Below are 22,760 nucleotides of genomic sequence, written 5' to 3'. Positions count from 1 at the left end.
CCAGAGTTCCAGGGTTCCAGAGTTCCAGGGTTCCAGGGTTCCAGAGTTCCAGAGTTCCAAAGTTCCAAAGTTTCAGGGATTTCCGATTTCCGATTTCCCATTAATGAGGATTTCCGATTTCCGATTTCCCATTTCCTATTAATTAGAATTTCCGATTTATAGAGTGCTCACTTACAGAAAATTGGAAATAGGAAATTGGAAATTTTCGGGGATTTTTGAGGTGTGATTTAAGATTTTTAGGTGTAGGATAAGCAATAGCGTAAAGCCAATTGCAAATGGCGAACAGCAATACCAATGAAAATGCTTACCGCATCGGGTATTTCTGAAAGATTTCTTCCGAATTCAGAAGAAGATCAATATACTGGGCACGCTTGTATACAAAAGGATCGTTGATGCTTTTGGCTGACAGCTTTCCCCTGAAATGATCCAGAGAAGAATATTTGTGTTTCTCCATCCATGATTCCATTTCAGCAAGCATTTTCCCGATATGATCGAGCTTGTTGACATAAATGGTACTCACCACCTGCACGCATTGTGCTCCTGCAAGAATCATCCTGACGACATCATGTCCCGTGTAAATACCAGTACTGGCACATATATCGGCTGCAATCTTTCCCCACAGCAATCCTGCATAACGCAGAGACAGCTTGTGATCTTCAGGAGAACTCAGGTTCCATGGTGAAATATGCTTTTCGGTATCAATATCAATTTCGGGCTGAAACAACCGGTTAAAAAGCACAAAACCCTTAGCCCCGGCCTTATCAAACTCAGAAATCACGTGCAGCGGGTTGGAATAAAACGGACTGAGTTTGACGCTCACCGGTATTTTAACCGCCTTAACAACCGCCTCAAGAATTCTTTTTTGTTCCTTTTCAATATGCATTCCCTGAACATCTTCATCGTGCGGCACGGCATAAAAGTTCAGTTCAAGGGCATCCACCCCTGTATTTTCAATTTCACGGGCATATTCTACCCAGGTTGGCTCCAAAACAGCATTAAGACTTGCTATTAAAGGAATACTGATGCTTTTTTTTGCCTTACGAAGTCCGTTCAGATGTTCTTCAGGACCAGCATGCTGCAGGGAGGGGAACAGCTTTACCATTTCTGCATTCCGCTCATTATAAAGCTCCAGATCTTCTTCCATCTGAAATCTTTCCAGTTGAATCTGCTCTTCAAAGAGCGACTTATAAACAATGGCAGCAGCACCTGCCTTTTCTGCCTTTTCAAAAAAATCCGGCCTGGAAGAAAGATTGCACGCACCTACTATAATAGGATTCTTAAGACGCAATCCAAGATATGTAACTGATAAATCTGTCATAGGTTTAATGTTTTGGGGTTTAAAAGATAACAAATCCTGAGGGAAAAAGTTGCTTTCTCAGAGAAAATTTGAAAAATATTTTTAAAAACCGGATTCAATACTTTCTGTCTATGGTTCTTTAGAAAAATACTTAATATTTTAGAGTATCCTTTCCCACAGCTCATTATGAACACAACAGCTGAAGATATCAGAAAATTACCCATGGTCAGGATCCTCATCCCCTGGGGAACCGGAGTTGCCGTCGGTCTGAAAAATACATGGCTTGCGGGATGGACAGGAACGATTCTGCTGCTGATACTCTTTACAGCTTTGATCGCAGGGTTCTTTTTTACAAAAAAGAATTACAGGTTGCGTTACGTGTTCGGGATGATAGCAGTGCTTTTCCTCTTTACTGCCGGATGGTTCCTCTCCTCTCAGAAAATAGCACGGATTCAGAACATACTACCCGAAAAAAAAGAAGGAGTATATGTTGCCGAAATTCTGGAACCCGGGAAAACAGCCAATGGTGCACCCACCGCAGTATGCCGTATCATAAACAAAATCGACGATAAAATTCCGTTTCCTGTACATTTCCGTCTGGTCATTTATTTTGAGGGCAATATGGATGCAGTGAAGCCCGGGAATCGATTTTGCTTTTCAGGTCAACTGCAACCTCTGCCGCAACCTAAAAATCCGGAAGAATTTGATTACGGAAGATATCTTCTTCTCCGGGGAATCTCAGGTTATGCCAGAATCAGAGACGAAAAAATCATCTGGTTTCCCTCAGGTAGTAGCACCATACGGTCTCTGGCATGGGAGGCCAGAGAGTATCTTCTTGAAATCCTTAAAAAGTATAAGATCCCTGAAAAAGAAAGGGGGGTAATGGCGGCTCTTTCACTTGGCTACAGAGAAGATCTGACAGAGGATACCATGAGAGCTTACCGCTCGGCAGGGGCCATGCATATACTGGCCGTGAGTGGTCTTCACGTCGGAATCATTTACCTGCTCTTTCAGTACATTACCTTTTTCCTGCAGCGGAAGAAATGGGGGAGAATTATAAGGAGTCTTCTGGGTTTATGCGTTTTGTGGGGGTATGCCTTCCTTACAGGACTTTCTCCTTCGGTAGTTCGCGCAGCTACCATGTTTTCGTTTTTTACCGCAGCCGGGTTGCTCAACCGAAAGGTGAGTTCACTCAATATTCTGGCTTCAGCTGTATTTGTGATCCTGGTGGCTGAACCTTTCCTTATTGCCCAGCCGGGATTTCAGCTCTCTGCGGCAGCAGTAGCTTCTATCGGGGCTTTTTATCCCAAAATTGCACTTCTCTGGGAACCCCGAAATCCGCTGTTTGCAAAAATATGGTCTTTGGTTGCTTTAACACTCTCTGCCCAGGCCGGAACATTCCTTCTGTGTATATACTATTTTCATCAGTTTCCTGTTTATTTTATCCTGGCAAACCTTGTGGCAGTCCCGCTGGCCGGTATTCTTCTTTACGGCATCGTCACCCTCTATCTTATTGCCTGGTGGTCCTTCCCGGCATCTATTCTTTCTGCTATCCTGACTTTTCTGACTTCCGTACTGAACCATAGTACACACTTCATTGAAACCCTGCCGGGATCTGTAATTACCGGATTATGGATAACGCCGGTTCAGATGGCACTTCTTGGAACCTCCATCCTCTTTCTGGCCATTTTTCTATATTACAAAAAGGCGTACCTGCTCCAGCTGGCTATGATTGGATTTTCAGGAAGTCTGCTCATTTCGGCTGAACAAAAGTGGCAGAATAGCAAAAACGACCTGGTGGCTGTATATGATTTGCCGCACTATTCTGTTATTTCCATAAGGGCCGGAAAATGCCGGATTATTTTGTGCGATAGCCTGGCAATGAAAAGGCCGGAATACATTCTTTCAAAGACGGAGAATTTCCGGATTAAAGAGAACATTGAACCTTCCGTTCTTATGGGTCCTGACGGAATATGGCCGGAAGATACCCGGGAATCCGCTTTCTCTCTCAGGCTTTCCGATGGCTGCCGATTGATTGCCCTGCCCGGCAAAAACATTGTCCTTACGGAAGATATGAACATCCCATCCCGACAGCAGATAATAAAAGCCCACATCCTGATTATTACCGGCAAAAAATTTCAGGCACCATCGGCTTTAATGACATACTTCAGGCCGGATCTTGTAGTATCGGACGCTTCCGTTCCGGACGGTTGCAATAAACGGTATGCCGAATTTTTCAGCCGGAATAATGTTCCTTTCCATCCGGTAGCATGGAGCGGAGCTTTTGTGAGAGAAGAATAAAGAATTACAGTTCAGGCATCCGCAAACCCTCACGGACAATCACAGGTTCTTCATCCGTGCAGTCGATTATAGTAGAAGGAACGTTATGGCCATATCCTCCATGAACAACCACATCGACCATCTTGCCGTATTTTTCATAGATAAGTTCCGGGTCAGTAGTATATTCAAGAATGGCATCATCGTCATGCACAGAGGTTGTAACAAGCGGATGTCCGAGTTCGCGAACAATATCAAGGATAATACGGTTATCGGGAATACGGATTCCTATTGTTTTCTTGCGTCCTTTAAGAATTTTCGGGACGTTATGGTTGGCAGGCAGTATGAAGGTAAAGGGCCCGGGAAGGTTGCGCCGCATCAATTTAAAAACGTTGTTGTTAAGGGGAAGAGTAAAATCAGACAAATGGCTCAGGTCAGCAAAAATGACCGAGAAATACGCCTTTTCCGGCTTAATACCCTTGATTTGTGCAATCCGGTCAATTGCTTTGGAGCTGAACAAATCACATCCCAGACCATACACGGAATCAGTGGGATAGATGGCTGTTCCGCCTTGCCGCAAAATGTCGGCCACCATTTTTACATGCCGTGCACTTGGATTTTGTTCATAAAGTCTGATTAACATAAGCGGTACATTTTCCGTTCCGTACATACAAATTTAGTTCATTTCAGGGACGTATTGATATAAAAAGCAATGCTGTTTCATTGACGAAAAGATATTTCCCTGCCTGAACAAAAGTTCGGGAAACATTTCCTGCAGAAAAAGCTTACAAAGCGGTAGGTTTTATTGGCCGGAAAACTGTCTTATACGAACAGCCAAAACAGGAAGAATCTTTCAGACAGATGATTTCGAAGCTTTAACAGAAGCTGCCGTAACAAAACGGTAGCGTGTTTCAACTTTTCCTTTTGAAATTGCCTTAAGCCTGCCAGCCAGCATTTTTCTTTTCAAAGGCATCATGCGGTCAATAAAAAGGATTCCCTGGACATGATCATATTCATGTTGTATGATGCGGGCTTTCATGCCATCGAACACATCTTCATGAAGGACAAAATTCTCATCATAATACCGTATCCGGATTACCGAAGGCCGCACAATATCTTCGTGAATACCTGGAAAACTAAGACATCCTTCATTATACGCCCATTCATCACCGGTTTCTTCAACGATTTCGGCATTAATAAAAACCTTCCTGAAGCCTGCCATGGATGGATCATCTTCGGCCATATCCGAACCATCGACCAGGAAAAGACTGATCGATTTGCCAACCTGCGGTGCCGCAAGGCCAATTCCGTCTGATACCTTCATGGTTTCAAACATATCGTTAATAAAATCCTTTAGACCCGGATAATCGGGGCCAATTTGTTCGGCTTTTTTGCGAAGCACCGGATGTCCGTATAGGTAAATAGGATAAATCATGCAAATAGTTTAATGTTTACGACCAAATTTTTCTTTTTCAAGCCATGACTGAAGAATAATCACTGCGCTCAGGCGATCGGCCAGTGCCTTGTCCTGTCTTTTTTTCCGGGGAAGTCCGCCTTCCAGCATAGCCTGGTGCGCCAGGGAAGAAGTAAACCGTTCATCGACCTGCTCCAGGGGGATACCAGGATATCTGGCACGCAGTTTTTTTACTACCGGCTGAATATAGCGTATAGCATCCGACGGCTGGTTTCTCATTGTAACAGGCCATCCCACCACAATCCGATCAATTTTTTCTTCCTTAAGGTATGCATCAAGAAACGGGAAAAGAGCATCAACCCCAAGCGTTTCCAAACCTGTTGCAATGATACCTGCCGGATCAGTTACCGCTACTCCGATGCGCTTCTGCCCAATGTCCAGTGCCAGAACTCTACCCATACTGTTTTTAACAACCTGACCGGGAAAATGTTTTAATACCCTGCAAAGATAGAGGAAAAGAAATAAAAGTAGTCGGAAGCACAACAAAACATCAGACGGTTGACGCCGGGCGTCGACCGTCTGTGTATATAAGGAAGTAATGCCCGAAAACAAAACGTCAGGGCATTCACGGTGGAGTTCCTATCCTTGTTTCTGCGCTGAATAATCCAGTGCCGCAAGCCTCTTGTAGGTATTGTACCTCCATTTGGCATTTTCTTCAGCCGCCTTGAATAATTCAGCGGCTTCGGCAGGGAATGACTTTTTCAATGCGGTGTATCTGATTTCACTGTTCAGGAAGTTCTGGAATTCTTCCCATTTGGGTTCCTTGCTATCGAGCTGGAAGGGATTCTGTCCCTGCTGTTCCAGAAGAGGATTGTACCGGTACAGAGTCCAGTAACCACACTGTACGGCCAGTTCTTCCTGTGCCTGCGATTTGCCCATTCCGGCCCGGATACCATGGTTGATACACGGAGCATAGGCAATGATGAGGCTTGGACCAGGATATGCTTCCGCTTCCCTGATAGCTTTCAGGTATTGAGCCTGGCTGGCACCCATTGCCACCTGGGCAACATACACATATCCATACGACATAGCCATCATGCCAAGGTCTTTCTTGCGGATTTTCTTTCCCGAGGCAGCAAACTTGGCAACAGCACCTACAGGAGTTGATTTCGAGGCCTGACCACCGGTATTGGAATACACTTCCGTATCGAGCACGAGAACATTTACATCCTCACCCGAAGCCAGTACATGGTCGAGACCACCGTAACCAATATCGTATGCCCATCCGTCGCCGCCGAAGATCCAGACCGATTTCTTAACAAGATATTGTTTCAGTTTCAGGATTTCAGATGCCACGGGATGTTTTTCCTTTTCGAGTGCTTTGAGAACCTTTTCGGATGCAAGTTCTGAAGCAGGGGCATTGTCTTTGCCCTGCAGCCATTCTGTAAAGGCTGCTTTGGTTTCCTCCGAAAGCTGACCATCCTGCAAAGCCTGTTGCATAAGCAGGGCAATACGTTCCCTCAGTTTTTTGGTTCCTAAAGCTATTCCGAAACCATATTCGGCATTGTCTTCAAACAGTGAATTGGCCCAGGCTACTCCTTTCCCTCTCTGACCAATAGTATAAGGAGTGGAAGGGGCCGAGCCACCATAAATGGAAGAACAGCCTGTTGCATTGGCCACAATCATCCGCTCACCAAACAACTGGGTAACCAGTTTAATGTACGGCGTTTCACCGCAACCTGCACAAGCTCCTGAGAACTCAAACAAAGGCTGGGCAAACTGGCTGTTTTTAACCGCAGCTTCTTTCGGAAGCAGATGGTCTTTATAGGTAACGTTCCTGGTAATGTAATTCCAGCGTTCCACCTGATCCATCTCTTCTTCGAGAGGCACCAGTTCCAGAGCTTTGGTTTTGGCCGGACAATTATCAACACAATTTCCGCAACCTGTGCAATCGAGCACACTTACCTGAATCCGGTAGCTCAAACCATCCAGTGCTTTTCCCGTAGCCTTAATAACCTGGGTTCCTTCGGGTAATCCGGCCTTTTCCTTCTCGTCAAACAGGAACGGACGAATGCATGCATGAGGACATACAAAGGAACACTGGTTGCACTGGATACAATTTTCGGGAATCCATCGCGGTACATGGGTTGCAATGCCGCGCTTTTCATAAGCTGTGGTTCCGGCAGGAAAGGTTCCGTCTTCGCGTCCCAGAAAAGCACTCACCGGGAGATCATCTCCCTTCATGCGGTTCATGGGTATCATAACCTTTTTGATGAATTCCGGCAAATCGCCATTTTCATCAGTTTTAACTGGCTGAAGCGCTTTCCATTCAGCCGGCACCGGAATCTCTTCCACTTCACCACCCCGTTCAATGGCCGCTATGTTCATCTTCACAATATCTTCGCCTTTGAGCCCGAACGTCTTCTTAACGGCTTTCTTCATCTCTTCGAGTGCTTTTTCATACGGAATCACATTGGCAACTTTGAAGAAAGCGCTTTGCATAATGGTGTTGGTCCGATTTCCCAGTCCGACTTCCTGTGCAAGCTTGGTAGCATTAATGATGAAGAACCGAATATTGTTTTCGGCCATGTACTTCTTCATGTCATCGGGGAGACGTTTCTTTGTCTCCTCGGCATCCCACATGGAGTTAAGAAGGAAGGTACCTCCCTTCTTGAGGCCTTTCAGCATGTCATATTTGCCAAGATAGGCCGGAACATGGCATGCAACAAAATCAGGATTATTTACCAGGTAAGGAGCCCTGATAGGCTGATTGCCAAAACGGAGATGCGATACGGTTACACCACCTGATTTTTTGGAGTCGTAGGCAAAATATGCCTGTGCGTACTTTTCGGTGGTATCTCCAATGATCTTGATTGAGTTCTTATTGGCGCCTACTGTGCCGTCGGAGCCGATTCCGTAGAATTTGGCTTCAAAGGTTCCTTTGGCTACAACACTGATGTCTTCTTTCACCGGCAGGGAAAGGAAGGTTACATCATCAACAATACCAACCGTGAAATGGTTCTTGGGTTCGTTCATTTTCAGGTTCTCAAATACTGCCAGAACCTGGGCAGGAGTGGTGTCCTTTGAGCTGAGTCCGTAACGGCCACCAACGATCAGCGGTTTTTCCTTCTTTGTGTAGAACACATCCACCACATCGAGGTAGAGCGGCTCGCCTGCTGCTCCGGGTTCTTTGGTACGGTCAAGAACAGCAATTCTCTTTACTGTGGAAGGAAGAACATTAAGGAAATATTTATGGGAGAAAGGACGATAAAGGTGCACCGAAATAACACCCACCTTTTCTCCTTTTGCCATCAGGTAATCAACAACTTCCTTTGTGGTATCCGTAACGGAGCCCATGGCAACAATAATATGTTCGGCCTCCTTATGGCCGTAATAGGTAAAAGGATGATACTCCCGTCCGGTAATCCGGGAAATTTCCTTCATGTAGTTTTCAACAATATCGGGAACTGCATCGTAAAACCGGTTGGCGGCTTCACGGGTCTGGAAATAAATATCAGGGTTCTGAGCAGTACCACGGGTAACAGCATGTTCCGGATTCAGAGCCCGGTCGCGGAATTCCTGAAGAGCTTTCCAGTCAAGCAGTTTAACCAGTTCTTCCTGATCGATTTCCTCAACTTTCTGTATCTCGGCTGAAGTACGGAAACCATCAAAGAAATGAAGAAAAGGCACGCGCGATTTAATGGCTGAAAGATGGGCGACAGCAGCTAGGTCCATAATTTCCTGCACACTTCCGGTAGCCAGCATGGCAAAACCGGTCTGGCGGGTAGCCATCACATCACTGTGATCGCCAAAAATCGACAGGGCCTGTGCGGCAAGAGAACGTGCCGAAACATGAAAAACTCCCGGAAGAAGTTCCCCGGAAATTTTATACATGTTGGGAATCATAAGAAGTAACCCCTGCGAGGCTGTAAAGGTAGTGGTAAGAGCACCTGACTGAAGAGAACCATGCACGGCACCCGCGGCGCCAGCTTCGCTCTGCATCTCAACCACCTTCACAGGATCACCGAAAATGTTTTTTCTCCCGTGGGCAGCCCACTCGTCCACATTTTCCGCCATGGTAGATGACGGAGTAATAGGATAAATGGCTGCCACCTCACTGAACATGTATGCAACATGCGAAGCAGCATAATTACCGTCGCAGGTTACAAATTTTTTATTCTTTGTCATGTCTTATAGAATTAAGTAGTTAAATAGCAAAAACTTACCTTTTTAAAAGAAGGTACAAAATTAATACAAATGGTACATTCTGCATGAAAATGCAGATTATTCAGAACGTTTTTAAATAAGAATTAAAGTCTTTGTTTTGCAGATATTTGCATATCAGGTGTCCTTCCCTGAAAAAGATGATTTTTATCATCTTTCCTCGGGTAAAAAGAAAAAACATGTTTTCTTTCCTCGGAAAATGGTATTAATCACTGTTCATCGAAATGAGGAACTCTTCGTTCGACTGGGTACGAGCCATGCGGTCGCGCAGAAACTCCATCGCCTCAATGGAATTCATATCAGCCAGATAGTTCCGTAAAATCCAGATTTTATTAAGCATTTCCTTGTCCAGAAGTAACTCTTCGCGGCGTGTACTGGAAGCGTTAATGTCAACTGCAGGCCATACCCGTTTATTGGCCAGTTTGCGGTCAAGCTGAAGTTCCATGTTGCCCGTACCTTTGAATTCCTCAAAGATAACATCGTCCATTTTAGAACCTGTTTCCGTGAGGGCAGTGGCCAGGATGGTCAGCGAACCGCCATTCTCAATATTCCGTGCGGCACCGAAGAATCGTTTGGGTTTCTGCAGTGCGTTCGAGTCAACACCGCCGGAGAGTACTTTTCCTGATGCCGGAGCAATCGTATTAAAGGCACGGGCAAGCCGTGTGATGGAGTCAAGAAGGATCATTACGTCATGCCCGCACTCTACCAGGCGTTTGGCCTTTTCAAGAACGATGTTGGCCACCCGCACATGGCGCTCGGCCGGTTCATCAAATGTAGAGGCTATTACTTCAGCATTCACACTGCGGGCCATATCGGTAACTTCTTCAGGCCGTTCATCAATAAGAAGGATCATGAGGTAAACCTCCGGATGATTGGCCGCAATGGCATTGGCAATATCTTTCAGCAGCATGGTTTTCCCTGTTTTGGGCTGGGCAACTATAAGGCCGCGCTGTCCCTTCCCGATGGGAGCAAACATATCAACTATGCGCACAGAAAGATTGTTGCTCTTCGGGCCAACAAGGGTAAACTTCTCCTCCGGGAAAAGAGGTGTTAGAAAATCAAACGGAACCCGGTCACGGATGAAATCGGGACTGCGTCCGTTAATTTCTTCTATTTTCACCAACGGAAAATATTTTTCTCCTTCCCGCGGAGGCCTCACTGTTCCTTTAATGGTGTCGCCGGTTTTTAATCCGAAATGTTTTATCTGTGACTGAGAAACATAAATATCATCCGGTGAACTCAGGTAATTATAATCCGGTGAACGAAGGAACCCGTAACCGTCGGGCATGATTTCCAATACGCCGGTATTTACAATAGCTCCTTCAAAATCATAAGGAAGATCAATGGAGCGGCGTTCCTGGGGGTATTTTGGTCTGAATGACCGGTCCTGAGGTGGCAACTCCTCAGCTGCAGGTTCAGTTTTTTCTTCAGGAACAGCAGCTTCAGGAAGGAGTTCGGGTTCGGTTTCGGTAAATGTATCGGGCGGGATAAGTAGTTCCGTATCCTCCTTGCCATTTCCGTTCAGCAGAAGGTCTTCCCTTTCGGGGTGAAGCGGCCTGTCAACTTCAGCCTTACTTTCCGGAACAGGTGATGACTCAACATTCGGCCCCTTGTCCCTCACTGCACCTTCGTCTTTCTGTCGGAAATCCCTCGGCGGTCGGCCCCGGCGTCTTTCACCTGACCGGGCCTGATCGGCTCTGGCATTCTGGCTTTGGCCATCGGTTTTTGCCTTGTTCTGGTTAGCAAGGATGGCCTGCTGATCCAGGATTTTGTAAATCAGATCCTGCTTTCGAAGGGATTCTACCCGCTTGATCTGCAATGATTTGGCAATTTCTCTCAGCTCAGGAAGGAGCTTCTTGTTGAGTTCGATAATGTCGTACATACGTAAATTAAATATGTTATACAGCAAATCCCCTTGTCGGCAGTATGATGATTACAATGATTCATGGTGGTTCCCGCTCACTGTGTTCCGGCGCCTCCAATCATCGAACCGTATATGGACTCAGGGAATAAATTCAGAATATCTATTTGACGGTTTGACGTCTGTGAAATTCACTGCAAGTATAAAACATTGGCAAGAAATAGCAAAAAATCAGCAAAAATTTTTTTCAGCAAAAACAATTTTATTTTTTTTAATTACTTTAGTCAGCACCTGAGACGGATTGCTCTCAAGGCCTTGCAGATGGGTTTCAGTGTACCGGGACAGGCCTGCGGCAGGGAGGAAGAATGGATGATTCGTTATTTCCTGTACAGATTATGACCGGTTAAACCATACGAAACCTTAAAAGCATGAGACAGCTAAAGATCACCAAGCAGGTCACCAACAGGGAAACCCCCTCCCTTGATAAATACCTGCATGAAATCGGGCGTGTTGATTTGCTTACGGCCGAAGAAGAAGTTGAACTGGCGCGTCGCATACGGCACGGTGACAATGAAGCCCTTCACACCCTGGTAAAAGCCAATCTGCGTTTTGTTGTTTCAGTCGCAAAACAATACCAGAACCAGGGCCTCAGCCTTCCCGACCTCATCAATGAAGGAAACCTCGGACTGATTAAGGCAGCACAGCGCTTTGATGAAACCCGGGGCTTTAAGTTCATTTCCTACGCCGTCTGGTGGATCCGGCAGTCTATCCTCCAGGCCCTTGCAGAACAGGCACGGATTGTCAGACTACCCCTCAATAAAATCGGTTCCATCAACAAAATCAACAAAACATTTGCAGAGCTGGAACAGAAGTACGAGCGGGAACCCTCTCTCAATGAAATTGCCCAGGCTCTGGAAATTGCCTCCGAAGAAATTAAAGAAACCCTGAGGAACGCTGGGAAACATGTGTCCATGGACGCCCCTCTGGGAAATGACGAGGAGGGAACCATGTACGATGTTCTGACAAACATTGAATCGCCCAGCCCCGATAAAGGATTGCTTACCGACTCACTCCGGCGCGAAATTGAAAGGGTTCTTACTACCCTCACCCAGCGCGAAGCTGATGTAATTCGCATGTATTACGGACTTAACGGGAAACATCCGTACACACTCGAAGAAATTGCTGAAGCATTCCAGCTCACCAGGGAACGGGTCCGCCAGATAAAGGAAAAAGCCATCAAACGCCTTAAAAACACTACCCGCTGTAAATTGCTGAAATCGTACCTTGGGTAATATCCTGTCTATCAGGCTTTTAAGTTATCCGTTTACAAAGCTCCGTCCTTCCGGTAACATTCTACCCGACAGAGATGGCAGCAGATTCCATTCTTTTGTTATCGGTATGCATTTTGCTTTTCAGGGTGCTTTGCTATTGTTCCGTGTTTCAGGATTCTGATGTGCAAAAAGCGAAAGAGAGCCGACAGGTGTTTATATTCCGGCCGCACAGCCACTTTTACGGTATCTTTCCCTTTCCGCAAAGGAAATAAATCTGAGTACAGAGTCCTGGAAAATCCAGACAAAAACCCCGGAAAATCAGACAAACTTCAGAAATGTTTGTACCCACATTAAACTTCTTCCATAATTTTACATCAAATGATCACACTATAAAACCGGATAATAAAAAGATTCTTTTTAAAGGATGCAATAGCAGCATGAAAATCTGATGAATAAAAAATTCTATCTATGAAACTAAAAAAGAACATCGCCATCAGTGAAACAGGATACGTCTTTAATCCGTCCACCGGTGAATCATTCACGCTGAATCAGATCGGGCTGGAAATCATTAACATGGCAAAAGAAAACAAGAGTGACGAGGAAATTAAACAGCATTTACTGCAAAAATATGATACCGACGAAGCGTCGCTTGAGCGGTACTATCTGGATTTTCTGGAGATGCTGAAACAATACCAGCTCATTGAGAACGGGAACTAAAGCCAACTGACATCGTAAACCTGAAGATTGAAAACAAAAAAATATGAACAGGAGAAAAATCACTGTTGCAGTTACCGGATTGAACAATATTGACAGTCCTGGACCTGGAATTCCGGTCATCAGAGGGATAAGGGAATCCTCCTTTTTCGATGCCCGGATTATTGGTCTGGCTTATGAAAATCTTGAACCCGGAATTTATATGAGGGATCTGGTTGACAAGTCATATCTTGTTCCCTATCCTTCGGAAGGTTCGGATGCGCTTATGAACAGAATTCTGGAAATCCACGCCAGAGAATCCATTGATGTTGTGATTCCCAATTTTGATGCGGAGCTGACGGCTTTCATGAAGGCAGAAAAAACGCTTTTGCAGAAAGGAATCCATACTTTTCTTCCAACTCCCGGTCAGTTTAATGAACGCAGCAAATCCAACCTTCCGGCCTTCGGGAAAAAATATGAAATCAACGTCCCGGAAAGCATTCCAGTGTTTTCTGTTTCCGAAATGGAAGAGGCAGTAAAAAAACTGCACTTCCCCGTTCTGGTGAAAGGCAAGTATTATGAAGCCTATATTGCCAATTCCATTGAACAGGCACAGTATTACCTTTTCAAAATCAGCGCAAAATGGGGCCTGCCTGTTGTGGTTCAGCAGTTCGTCGAAGGCACCGAAGTAAATGTAATTGCCCTGGGTGACGGAAACGGAACAACTGTCGGAGCAGTGGCCATGCGAAAAACATACATCACCGACAAGGGAAAGGCCTGGGGCGGCATAACAATTGATGAACCGAGACTCATGGATCTTACCCGCAAGATTATTTCCAGTACCAAATGGAAAGGTGGCATGGAACTGGAAATCATTAAAAACTTAAATGACGAGTTTTTCGTGATTGAAATCAATCCCAGAATTCCCGCCTGGGTCTACCTGGCTGTAGGTGCCGGCCAGAATATTCCCGAAGCCCTTGTTAAACTGGCACTTGGAATTCCTGTACAACCCTTTGCAAAATACACAATAGGAAAGATGTTTGTGCGCTTTTCCTATGATATGATAGTCGATATTAAAGATTTTGAAAAACTTAATACACAAGGAGAATTGTAGTATGAACACAAAACAGCCTTTTGAAAGACCCTTTATCAAAAAGATTTCTCTGGGGGTACCGGCCAAATTCGGAATGAAAAACAAAATAGAGCCGATACATGCTATTGACGGAGTAACAGTCGATTCGCTCATGGATCAGTTCGGATCGCCCCTCTTTGTTCTTTCCGAGAAAACTATCCGCCATACATATCGCAAGGCCTATCAGGCATTTTCCGTTCGCTACCCGAAGGTGCAATTTGCCTGGTCATATAAGACCAATTATCTTGATGCTGTATGCCGGATTTTTCATCAGGAAGGGTCATGGGCCGAAGTTGTTTCGGGATTTGAATACCACAAAGCGTTGAAAAATGGCATCGCCGGTGAAAAAATCATTTTTAATGGCCCTTCGAAACAGGAAGAAGATCTGAAACTGGCAATAGAAAACAAATCCCTCATTCATATTGACCACTTTGATGAACTGTTCCAGCTCATTGAACTGTCCAAATCTTCATCCGTTAAACCGAGAGTTGCAATCCGGATCAATATGAATACCGGAATTTATCCTTCATGGGACCGGTTCGGCTTTAATTATGAAAACGGAGAAGCCTGGGAAGCCTTAAACAGGATAATGCTATCAGGCGCAATTGATCTGAAAGGTTTGCATACACACATTGGAACCTACATTCTGGAGCCTTCTGCTTACCATGCTGCTGCTTCCAAAATGGCCGAAATGGCCAGCCAGCTTTATTCAAAGTACCACTTTGCCCTGGAGTATATTGATATCGGAGGAGGATTTGCTTCGAAAAACACACTGCGCGGAACATACCTTCCGGGAACCGATGCGGCGCCTTCCTTTGAAGATTATGCCGAGGCCATTACAAGTGCTCTTATTAACTCTTCCCTTCCTCCTGAAAGATTACCTCTGCTGATTCTGGAATCAGGCAGGGCACTTATTGATGAAGCCGGATTTCTTTTTTCAACTGTACTGGCCAATAAGCGACTTCCTGACGGGAAAAGAGCCATCATCATTGATGCCGGAGTAAATATTCTCTTTACCGCCTTCTGGTACGACCACCACATAGCTCCTGTCAAATCCCCATCGGAAATGACGGAAGAAACCATTGTATATGGACCTCTGTGCATGAACATCGACGTAATCAGACCTGCGGTTGTCCTTCCTTTACTCCGGAGAGGTGACCGGATTGTCATTACCAGGACGGGAGCATACAACATGACCCAATGGATGCAGTTTATCACATACCGCCCTAACGTTGTTCTCATCGATATGCAAGGCAGGGTTCATACCCTCAGAAAACAGGAAACACTCGAAACATTAAAAGCATCAGAATCCGTTCCCGATCATTTGCAGCAGAAATGACTAAAATAACGACAGAAAACGTCTTGGCCTATTTCAAAGGGGTACTGACAAGTTACTCGCAGGTATTTTTTTCCGGAAATGCAGTATTCGGAATCCTTCTGCTTCTTGTTACGTTTATTCATCCGTATGCCGGTCTGGCCGGACTTCTGGCTGTGATTACCTCGCATTCTACAGCCTGGCTGATTGGGTACGACAGGAAGCTTACCGAAAAAGGAATCTATGGCTTTAACAGCCTGCTGACTGCACTCTGTATGGGGATCTTTTTTGAACCCTCTCCCCTCCTCCTGTTCCTTATTGTTATTACCTCAGTTTTTATCGTTTTTCTCACCGTTGCAGTGCAGGGTGTTCTTTACAAATACAGTCTGCCATTTTTAAGCATTCCATTTCTGATATCTGTATGGATAGTAATACTGGCCACAAGAAATTTCAGCGCACTTTCCCTTAGTCCCCGAACCATTTTCTTTCTGAACGAATTGTACAAACTGGGGGGAAGCCAGCTGGTTCGTCTGTATGAAGAAAGCAATAAACTACCCATCCCCGGATCCATAAAAATCTACCTTGAATCGCTCGGCGCTATCTTCTTTCAGTACAACCTTTTTGCTGGTGCCCTTATTGCCGTCGGTTTATTTTTCTTTTCGCGCATAGCTTTTTCTCTCTCCCTGATCGGGTTTTACAGTGCTTGGTTATTTTACAGAATGATCGGAGCGGATATTTCTTCCCTCGGATACAGTTATATAGGATTCAATTATATATTGACAGCTATTGCAATCGGCGGATACTTTTTTATTCCTTCTGTTGACTCGTACCTCTGGGCTGTTATCGTAACACCCATGGTTGCCTTCGTTTCACTTGGTTTTCAGAACATTTTCAACCTTTTTCAGCTTCCGGTTTATTCCCTTCCTTTTAATTTTATTGTCTTATTGTTCCTTTATGCTTTCCGGCTCAGGAGCAACAGGTCGTCAAGGATGACTGAAGTATTAATACAAAGAAAAACTCCGGAAGAAAATCTTTACAGCGCACGCGTTTCCAATGAGCGGTTCCGCTATACTCATCTTATTCCAGTCAAACTTCCTTTCTGGGGTGAATGGACAGTATCGCAGGGTTATGATGGAGAATATACCCATCAGGACGACTGGCGTTTTGCCTGGGATTTTGTTATAACAGACGCTCTTAAAATGCAATATACAGGAGAAGGACTGGAACCCGAAGATTATTACTGCTTTGGCAAGCCGGTTATTGCTCCAGCCGATGGGGAAGTTGTTGCTGTTGAAAATGAGGTGGATGACAACCCGATAGGTAAAGTAAACCTGGCAAAAAACTGGGGAAATACGGTTGTTATTAAACACACCCCTAATCTATACAGCCAGATGAGTCACCTAAAAAAAGGCAGCATCAAAGTAAAACCAGGAGAACAGATTAAAGCAGGCCAGATTATCGGGGCAAGCGGAAATTCGGGACGTTCTCCATACCCTCATCTTCATTTTCAGTTGCAAACAACACCCTACATCGGTTCCAGAACCATTCAGTATCCGATAAGTCATTATCTTGTAACAAAAGAAAATGGAAAATTCCTGCATCAATTCCGGTCTCCTTCCCAAAACGATATTGTATCCAATGTAACTGTTCATCCTCTGCTCAAGAATGCATTCGATCTGGTACCCGGACAGAAAATTGAAGCAACTTTTTCGTTGAACGGAAAAGAAACAACCGCAACATGGGAAGTTGCAACCAACATCTATAATGAATCATACCTTTATTGCCCCCGGTATAAATCGGCCGCCTATTTTGTCAATGACGGGGTGTTCTTCCGTTTCGTCCATTATGAAGGAAAGCGAAAATCGTTGCTATACTGCTTCTATCTGGCATATTATGAAGTTGTTCTGAGCACTGATGCTGATAAGGCTATTGAATCAGAAATACCTGCTTTTCAGATATTCAAACCGCATGAGCTGGTTGCGCAGGATATCCTGGCTCCGTTCCTTCAGTTTATGCATGCCAGATATACATTGCACAACAAAACAGAAAATACTGTCCTTTCATCCAATGAAATAAGGATATTTTCGGAAGTTACCAGGGAATATGCCTTCAGAAAAAGAAAAAGGATACGTTTTGAAAGCGCAGTAACACAGAATGGGATTGGCAAAATTGCTGTGTATGAAGATTAGATTCAGAATTCGTTATCTTATTCTGCTTGGCGTTATCATTCGCGGAGCTGTGAATACCGCGGAGGCTCAAACTCCTGCCGGCATTTTCAGAGCAGATGCTCTCACCTACCGGTATTATCTGGAACAGAAATGGGATTCCCTGACCCATGCGGGTAAAACCTTTATCAGAGATGGCATTGACTTTTACTATTTGCGGATGCGCATGGGGATTGCCTATTATGAAAAACACAAGTACTCCCTCGCTATTCCACATTTCCGGAAAGCGTTGCAATTTGATCCCAGCAGCCAGGTTGCCCTGGAATACCTTTATTATTCCTATCTCTTCCTCAACAGAGAAATGGACGCTCACCTTGCAGGAACGGATCTTTCCCCTGAAACCCAGGGAAGATTAGGCATCCAGCCACGCTTTATTAACGGTTTCTCAACTGATTACACCTACCGTACGTTCCGGCCGGAGCCCTTTTCATTCCCTATACCTGATGCACCCGAAGGGAAACAGCAGATACCTGAACAAATGCATAATCTGAATCTGACATTTACCCAGTTCGCCGGTAAAAGGGTACGTCTCATTCATTCGTTTACAAACTTCAAACAACAAAGTACCAATTACGAAAAAACATCAGTTAGAGATTACCTTTTTACCTCCTGGCTAAACCAGTATCAGTATTATTTGAACGTTTCACTGCAACCGCTTCCGGGTGTAACAGTTTCGACGTGGGGACACTATATTTACCTGCATTACCCTTATGTGTACGAAAAAAATTCCAGCCGCACACAAATCCTTTATGCCTATCAGAACGATTACCTGGCTGGTGTATCAGCCAGTTTAACAGGCCGGCTTATCACAATGGACTATTCATACAGCCAGGTCTGGTTTGGCTCCATACATACACAGCAGCATACAGCAGGAATCGGAATATATCCATTAGGAAATCTTAATTTATACGCCACCTATAACCTGAATTTCCTGAAGCAAAATCCTGAAAGAAATTTTCATAGCATTCAGCAAATCACAACCGGTTTGAAAATCACATCCAAATGCTGGTCGGAAATCGGATTATCAGAGGGCAAAATGTATAGTTTTTCCGATGCGACGGGATATATTGTATACAACCAGGAAAACCCCTACACCCTGCTTGCCTATGCCACTTTGTATTTCCTTCCGTCTTCCCGATGGAGTATATACATAAAAGGCAGCTTTCTGAAAGGTGAAAGCAGATTCACTTCATCGCAAATCATTATGAACCAAATTAATTTTACATCCTATTCAATAACCGGAGGTGTATCATGGAAACTATGAGATCAGTAAAAAAACTCATCATCGTGCTTCTGGCACTAACAGTTAGCCAGAAAACCTTTGCGCAGAATCACCAGGATCTTATCAAAGCATTCAGCACAAGTTATGACCTGGAAGCAAAGAAGGAATACGGAAAAGCTTTTGAAACCCTGCAAAAGGTATACAGTGAAAACTCATACGAAATCAACCTTCGTATGGGATGGCTTGCTTATCTGAACAATCAGCAGGAAGTTTCGCTGAAATATTATAAAAAGGCCATGGAACTCATGCCCTACGCCATCGAACCTTGCTTCGGATATGCTTTTCCCGCAGCAGCCCTGAATAAATGGGACGATGTACTGAATATTTACGACAAAATTCTTTCCATTGACCCCAACAATACCATTGCAAGCTACCGCAAAGGTTTAATTCTCTACAACAGAGGAGATTTTAGTGCGGCAGAAAAAACGTTCGAAAAAGTGGTCAACCTATATCCATTCGATTATGACGGACTGATAATGCTTGCCTGGACGAAATTCAAAATGGGAAAGAACCAGGAAGCCAAAGTTTTGTTTCAGAAAACCCTTCTCAACAGGCCGGGAGATAAATCAGCAGCCGAAGGACTCGAACTGGTGAAATAAGAATTGATTACGGCTGGCTTTTTGCCGGGTAAGCATTACATTTGCAGAAACATTGCCTATGAATGTACTTGTTTCACCGTCCATTCTGAATGCTGATTTTCTGCATCTCTCCGATGCGGTTGAAGTTGTCAACAACAGCGAAGCAGACTGGCTGCATCTTGATATTATGGACGGAGTTTACGTTCCGAACCTTACGTTCGGATTCCCCGTAATCAGTCAGATAAAAAGCATATCAAAAAAGCCGCTGGATGTGCATCTGATGATTACGGAACCTGACCGGCATTTGGAACGCTTCAGGGATTCGGGAGCTGATATTCTTACGGTTCATTATGAAGCATGTACACATCTGCACCGCACCGTTCATCACATCCATACCCTCGGAATGAAAGCGGGCGTAGCACTGAATCCCCACACGCCCGTCACTCTGCTGAAGGATATTCTTCACGACCTTGACCTGGTACTCATTATGACGGTCAACCCGGGCTACGGCGGCCAGAAGTTCATTGAGCATTCCTATAAAAAAATAAGCGAACTGAAAAACATGATGAACGCAACAAATCCGGCGTGTCATCTTGAAGTCGACGGCGGAGTAGATGATAAAACAGCTCCTCTTCTTGTCAAAGCAGGGGCCAATGTTCTCGTTGCCGGCACTTATGTATTCCGAAGTACTGAACCTCTAAAGCAGATAGAAAAACTTAAGAATATTCAACCGATTAATCAATAGAAACACAAAAAACATGTAAACAAATTGTTTCTATTGACTTATCGAGGTAATCCCGCCGTATAAAATCTGATTAGATTTTGTTAGTCGATTCGTCAATTGAGTTTTTCCATTGACGAATTTCCTCTAAAAATAATTTTGCTATGGCCTGGTTGAATTTGGTAATTCATGGTACCCGGGTTCAATAATAAACTTTCCTTTTTGAAAAGAGCCGGATAGGGTTTATAACAGGATACCGACCATATCCCCCTGCCAGGGGTTTTTTCATACCAGTATTCTAAGGGAAAAATATAACCTATGGGAAATGAAAATCATTTCCGTACACAGGAGCAATTGCCATTAGCGAGGCAGCAGCTGTCCGCTGGGAAACATATTTTCCAGCCCTTCACTTACCAGCTCATCCATATGCAGAATGCGCTCGCAAAAGCGGCATTCATCACCATGGCAATAACGCAAAACAAACCCTCTGTAAAGAGGATTTTTTGACCCGGCATACCGTGCATAAAACCCACATTCGCCGGCAAACTGGCATTTCATTTGGTTATTGGTTAGGATGCTGCAATATAATGAATTGTTGCATTTCCTGTACTCTCTGACCGATTATTTTTTAGCTACTTAACAATCTGAATTTCAGTCAAAAAAATTTCTTCACCTTGAAATTCCTGCATAATCGGCCAGGTAAGAAAATCGCGGTGTCAGCTCGCCTTCCTTCACAATAGTTGCCCTTTCGATAAGCGGTGAATGTGTTTTAAGATACTCGGGCAAAAAATGTTCGAGCAAAGCATTTCCGAAATCTTCCGAAGCATCCCGCGGCAATTCTGCCGGAAGATTGTCAACCGTCATAACCGTAACATTATCGGAATGACTGAATGCCTTCCTCTCTTCTCCCGTAAAAGGATCCACATCGTAAAAAGGTTCTTCAACCGATGCAGCCCTGATGGTCGTAGGAACTGAACCATTTATATCACAGCTGATATCGGCGATGATTCTGCAACGAAAGGATCCGGTGGCCAGTTCCTCCCTGGTGAACAGGCGGGGTGATTTCGGGTCCCAGTAGTGTCCGGTAATCAGCAGATCTGTAACCTTCATAAAAGGCATAAATGCTGAAACATAAGCATCGGGGTGCTGAACAAAATCGTGGAAATCAAATGCTTTTCCGTCAGCGCGCCTGGTATAATGCTGTGGCCCGATCTGACAATACACAGGTCCCTCCGGTGATTCCGTGAGAAATTCAGACGGTTCCACCCTTCTGATTCCCAGCAAGTTCATAATCTCCACAGCCCCTGAAGCAACCCTGCCTTCACCTGTTAAGAGAATTTTCATTTTTCCCGGCCGGATACGCGCCAGTTCCTTTTTGAGGGCTTCATATGTTCCGCATTGCCAGGCAGGTTTTACATCCCAGGAACCATAGCGCAGACCCCATGCCCTGATGCCATTATAGGCTCCTACAATTCCGGCCCACCGGCCAAAGGCTATCAGCCGTGATCCCTGTTCATTGGTAATAAACTCATAATCAATGAGGGAAATCTTTTTCCGAATCACATACTGAAGGAGTTTCTGATTGTGAGGCTGTTTTTTGGCAACATGGGCAAAAAAGGCATAGGTCTTCCGTGGTATGAGGGCAAAGGGATTCACTTCCTTTATACCCAGAAGAAGCTGACAGCCCGACACATCCTCACAGAGGAAAACTCCTTCCTGCCGGTATTCTTCATCAGTAAAACAACGGTTTTCGGAAGGCTGCACAACAAAACGCACCTGAGGATTCTCCTTCATAAACCTGGCAATCTGCCAGGGAGTCAATGCTACGCGGCGCTCTGTGTTTTTTTTTGTTTCACGAAGAATACCAATGGAAATAACAGGATAGGACATAAATGAAAATTAGTTTACCGGAAAAACAAAAAGAAACTTAACCCTATATCCAAATGTACAATAATATTCAATTGGATGGATTTTTATGTGTTATATAACTTCTGGCAAAGTTTTTGTATCTTTGTACCTGCAAAATACCGGGGCCGACTGGTTTTGACAGCAGGGTAAACTGGTATGTAAGCATGCCGAGCCTGTAATCACGCTCGTTAATCCTGGTTACGAACCAATAAATGGCGAAACCAATTACGCGCTCGCAGCCTAATCGAAGCATAGTAGATTAAGGCTTTTCCGTCATCAGATGGCGGACGGGCTGTCTCTCCGGAACCCTGCCTTGCGGTTCCGGGTTCAGAGGCACCAGGAAAGCAGGGCTGGTTTGCCTGGCGCTCCGGAAGGCAAACGAGAAAACAGGAGCTAAGGCTGCAGATACCCTCGGGTAAGAGATGCCGGTTTCTCACTGCAGCACGAAAATTGAACACCGGATAAGCATGTAGAAAACATATGGGTTTCCTGTTTGGACCGGGGTTCGAATCCCCGCGGCTCCACAAGCAAAGCATGCCGCGAAAGCGGCTTTTTCTGTTTT

At 44.8% G+C, this 22,760-nt stretch carries 17 protein-coding genes and 1 other RNA gene; 10 read left to right on the top strand and 8 right to left on the bottom strand.

What is annotated here, in order from left to right:
* Positions 1 to 304 precede the first annotated feature (304 nt).
* Positions 305 to 1,318: a dihydroorotate dehydrogenase-like protein gene (locus tag GX419_07260; protein ID NLI24484.1), complete on the bottom strand. Its 1,014-nt coding sequence runs from the start codon at positions 1,316 to 1,318 to the stop codon at positions 305 to 307.
* Between the two features lie 165 nt (positions 1,319 to 1,483).
* Between GX419_07260 and GX419_07255 the strand changes: the two genes are divergently transcribed.
* Positions 1,484 to 3,598, top strand: coding sequence for a ComEC family competence protein (locus GX419_07255; GenBank protein NLI24483.1), 2,115 nt, complete (start codon positions 1,484 to 1,486; stop codon positions 3,596 to 3,598).
* Positions 3,599 to 3,602: 4 nt separating this feature from the next.
* On the opposite strand, the gene GX419_07250 is transcribed toward GX419_07255, so the two are convergent.
* The 5 genes from GX419_07250 to GX419_07230 all read right to left on the bottom strand — a co-directional run bounded on the left by GX419_07250 (position 3,603) and on the right by GX419_07230 (position 11,094).
* Complete coding sequence (locus GX419_07250) at positions 3,603 to 4,217, bottom strand: threonylcarbamoyl-AMP synthase (protein ID NLI24482.1); 615 nt, start codon at positions 4,215 to 4,217, stop codon at positions 3,603 to 3,605.
* Between the two features lie 210 nt (positions 4,218 to 4,427).
* Positions 4,428 to 5,009: a peptide deformylase gene (gene def, locus GX419_07245; protein ID NLI24481.1), complete on the bottom strand. Its 582-nt coding sequence runs from the start codon at positions 5,007 to 5,009 to the stop codon at positions 4,428 to 4,430.
* A gap of 9 nt (positions 5,010 to 5,018) precedes the next feature.
* Positions 5,019 to 5,447 (bottom strand): Holliday junction resolvase RuvX, encoded by a 429-nt coding sequence (ruvX, locus tag GX419_07240; protein NLI24480.1) that lies wholly within the window; start codon positions 5,445 to 5,447, stop codon positions 5,019 to 5,021.
* Between the two features lie 180 nt (positions 5,448 to 5,627).
* A complete protein-coding gene (nifJ, locus tag GX419_07235) occupies positions 5,628 to 9,176 on the bottom strand; it encodes a pyruvate:ferredoxin (flavodoxin) oxidoreductase (protein NLI24479.1) in 3,549 nt (1,182 codons plus the stop codon).
* 241 nt (positions 9,177 to 9,417) lie between these two features.
* On the bottom strand, positions 9,418 to 11,094 hold the full coding sequence (locus GX419_07230) for a transcription termination factor Rho (GenBank protein ID NLI24478.1): 1,677 nt from the start codon (positions 11,092 to 11,094) through the stop codon (positions 9,418 to 9,420).
* A 407-nt stretch (positions 11,095 to 11,501) separates the two neighbouring features.
* On the opposite strand from GX419_07230, the gene GX419_07225 reads away from it, so the two are divergent.
* The 8 genes from GX419_07225 (at position 11,502) to GX419_07190 (ending at position 20,314) form a co-directional block, all read left to right on the top strand.
* Positions 11,502 to 12,365: an RNA polymerase sigma factor RpoD/SigA gene (locus tag GX419_07225; GenBank protein ID NLI24477.1), complete on the top strand. Its 864-nt coding sequence runs from the start codon at positions 11,502 to 11,504 to the stop codon at positions 12,363 to 12,365.
* 447 nt (positions 12,366 to 12,812) lie between these two features.
* On the top strand, positions 12,813 to 13,061 hold the full coding sequence (locus GX419_07220; GenBank protein NLI24476.1) for a PqqD family protein: 249 nt from the start codon (positions 12,813 to 12,815) through the stop codon (positions 13,059 to 13,061).
* Positions 13,062 to 13,104: 43 nt separating this feature from the next.
* Positions 13,105 to 14,151 (top strand): ATP-grasp domain-containing protein, encoded by a 1,047-nt coding sequence (locus GX419_07215; GenBank protein ID NLI24475.1) that lies wholly within the window; start codon positions 13,105 to 13,107, stop codon positions 14,149 to 14,151.
* 1 nt (position 14,152) lies between these two features.
* Positions 14,153 to 15,508, top strand: coding sequence for a diaminopimelate decarboxylase (locus tag GX419_07210; GenBank protein ID NLI24474.1), 1,356 nt, complete (start codon positions 14,153 to 14,155; stop codon positions 15,506 to 15,508).
* Complete coding sequence (locus GX419_07205) at positions 15,505 to 17,673, top strand: peptidoglycan DD-metalloendopeptidase family protein (GenBank protein NLI24473.1); 2,169 nt, start codon at positions 15,505 to 15,507, stop codon at positions 17,671 to 17,673. Before GX419_07210 ends, GX419_07205 begins: the two co-directional genes overlap by 4 nt.
* Positions 17,663 to 18,973 (top strand): hypothetical protein, encoded by a 1,311-nt coding sequence (locus tag GX419_07200; GenBank protein NLI24472.1) that lies wholly within the window; start codon positions 17,663 to 17,665, stop codon positions 18,971 to 18,973. The genes GX419_07205 and GX419_07200 overlap by 11 nt, the downstream gene beginning before the upstream one ends.
* On the top strand, positions 18,961 to 19,590 hold the full coding sequence (locus tag GX419_07195) for a tetratricopeptide repeat protein (protein ID NLI24471.1): 630 nt from the start codon (positions 18,961 to 18,963) through the stop codon (positions 19,588 to 19,590). The genes GX419_07200 and GX419_07195 overlap by 13 nt, the downstream gene beginning before the upstream one ends.
* A gap of 58 nt (positions 19,591 to 19,648) precedes the next feature.
* On the top strand, positions 19,649 to 20,314 hold the full coding sequence (locus tag GX419_07190; protein ID NLI24470.1) for a ribulose-phosphate 3-epimerase: 666 nt from the start codon (positions 19,649 to 19,651) through the stop codon (positions 20,312 to 20,314).
* Positions 20,315 to 20,650: 336 nt separating this feature from the next.
* On the opposite strand, the gene GX419_07185 is transcribed toward GX419_07190, so the two are convergent.
* Positions 20,651 to 20,848: a hypothetical protein gene (locus GX419_07185; GenBank protein NLI24469.1), complete on the bottom strand. Its 198-nt coding sequence runs from the start codon at positions 20,846 to 20,848 to the stop codon at positions 20,651 to 20,653.
* A gap of 111 nt (positions 20,849 to 20,959) precedes the next feature.
* Complete coding sequence (locus GX419_07180; protein ID NLI24468.1) at positions 20,960 to 22,180, bottom strand: alanine dehydrogenase; 1,221 nt, start codon at positions 22,178 to 22,180, stop codon at positions 20,960 to 20,962.
* 139 nt (positions 22,181 to 22,319) lie between these two features.
* Here GX419_07180 and ssrA point away from each other — a divergent pair.
* Positions 22,320 to 22,725: a transfer-messenger RNA gene (gene ssrA / locus GX419_07175) on the top strand.
* Positions 22,726 to 22,760: the final 35 nt, after the last annotated feature.

Source organism: Bacteroidales bacterium (assembly GCA_012517825.1).
GTDB lineage: Bacteria > Bacteroidota > Bacteroidia > Bacteroidales > JAAYUG01 > JAAYUG01.
This window is presented reverse-complemented; position numbering and strand designations above follow the sequence as displayed.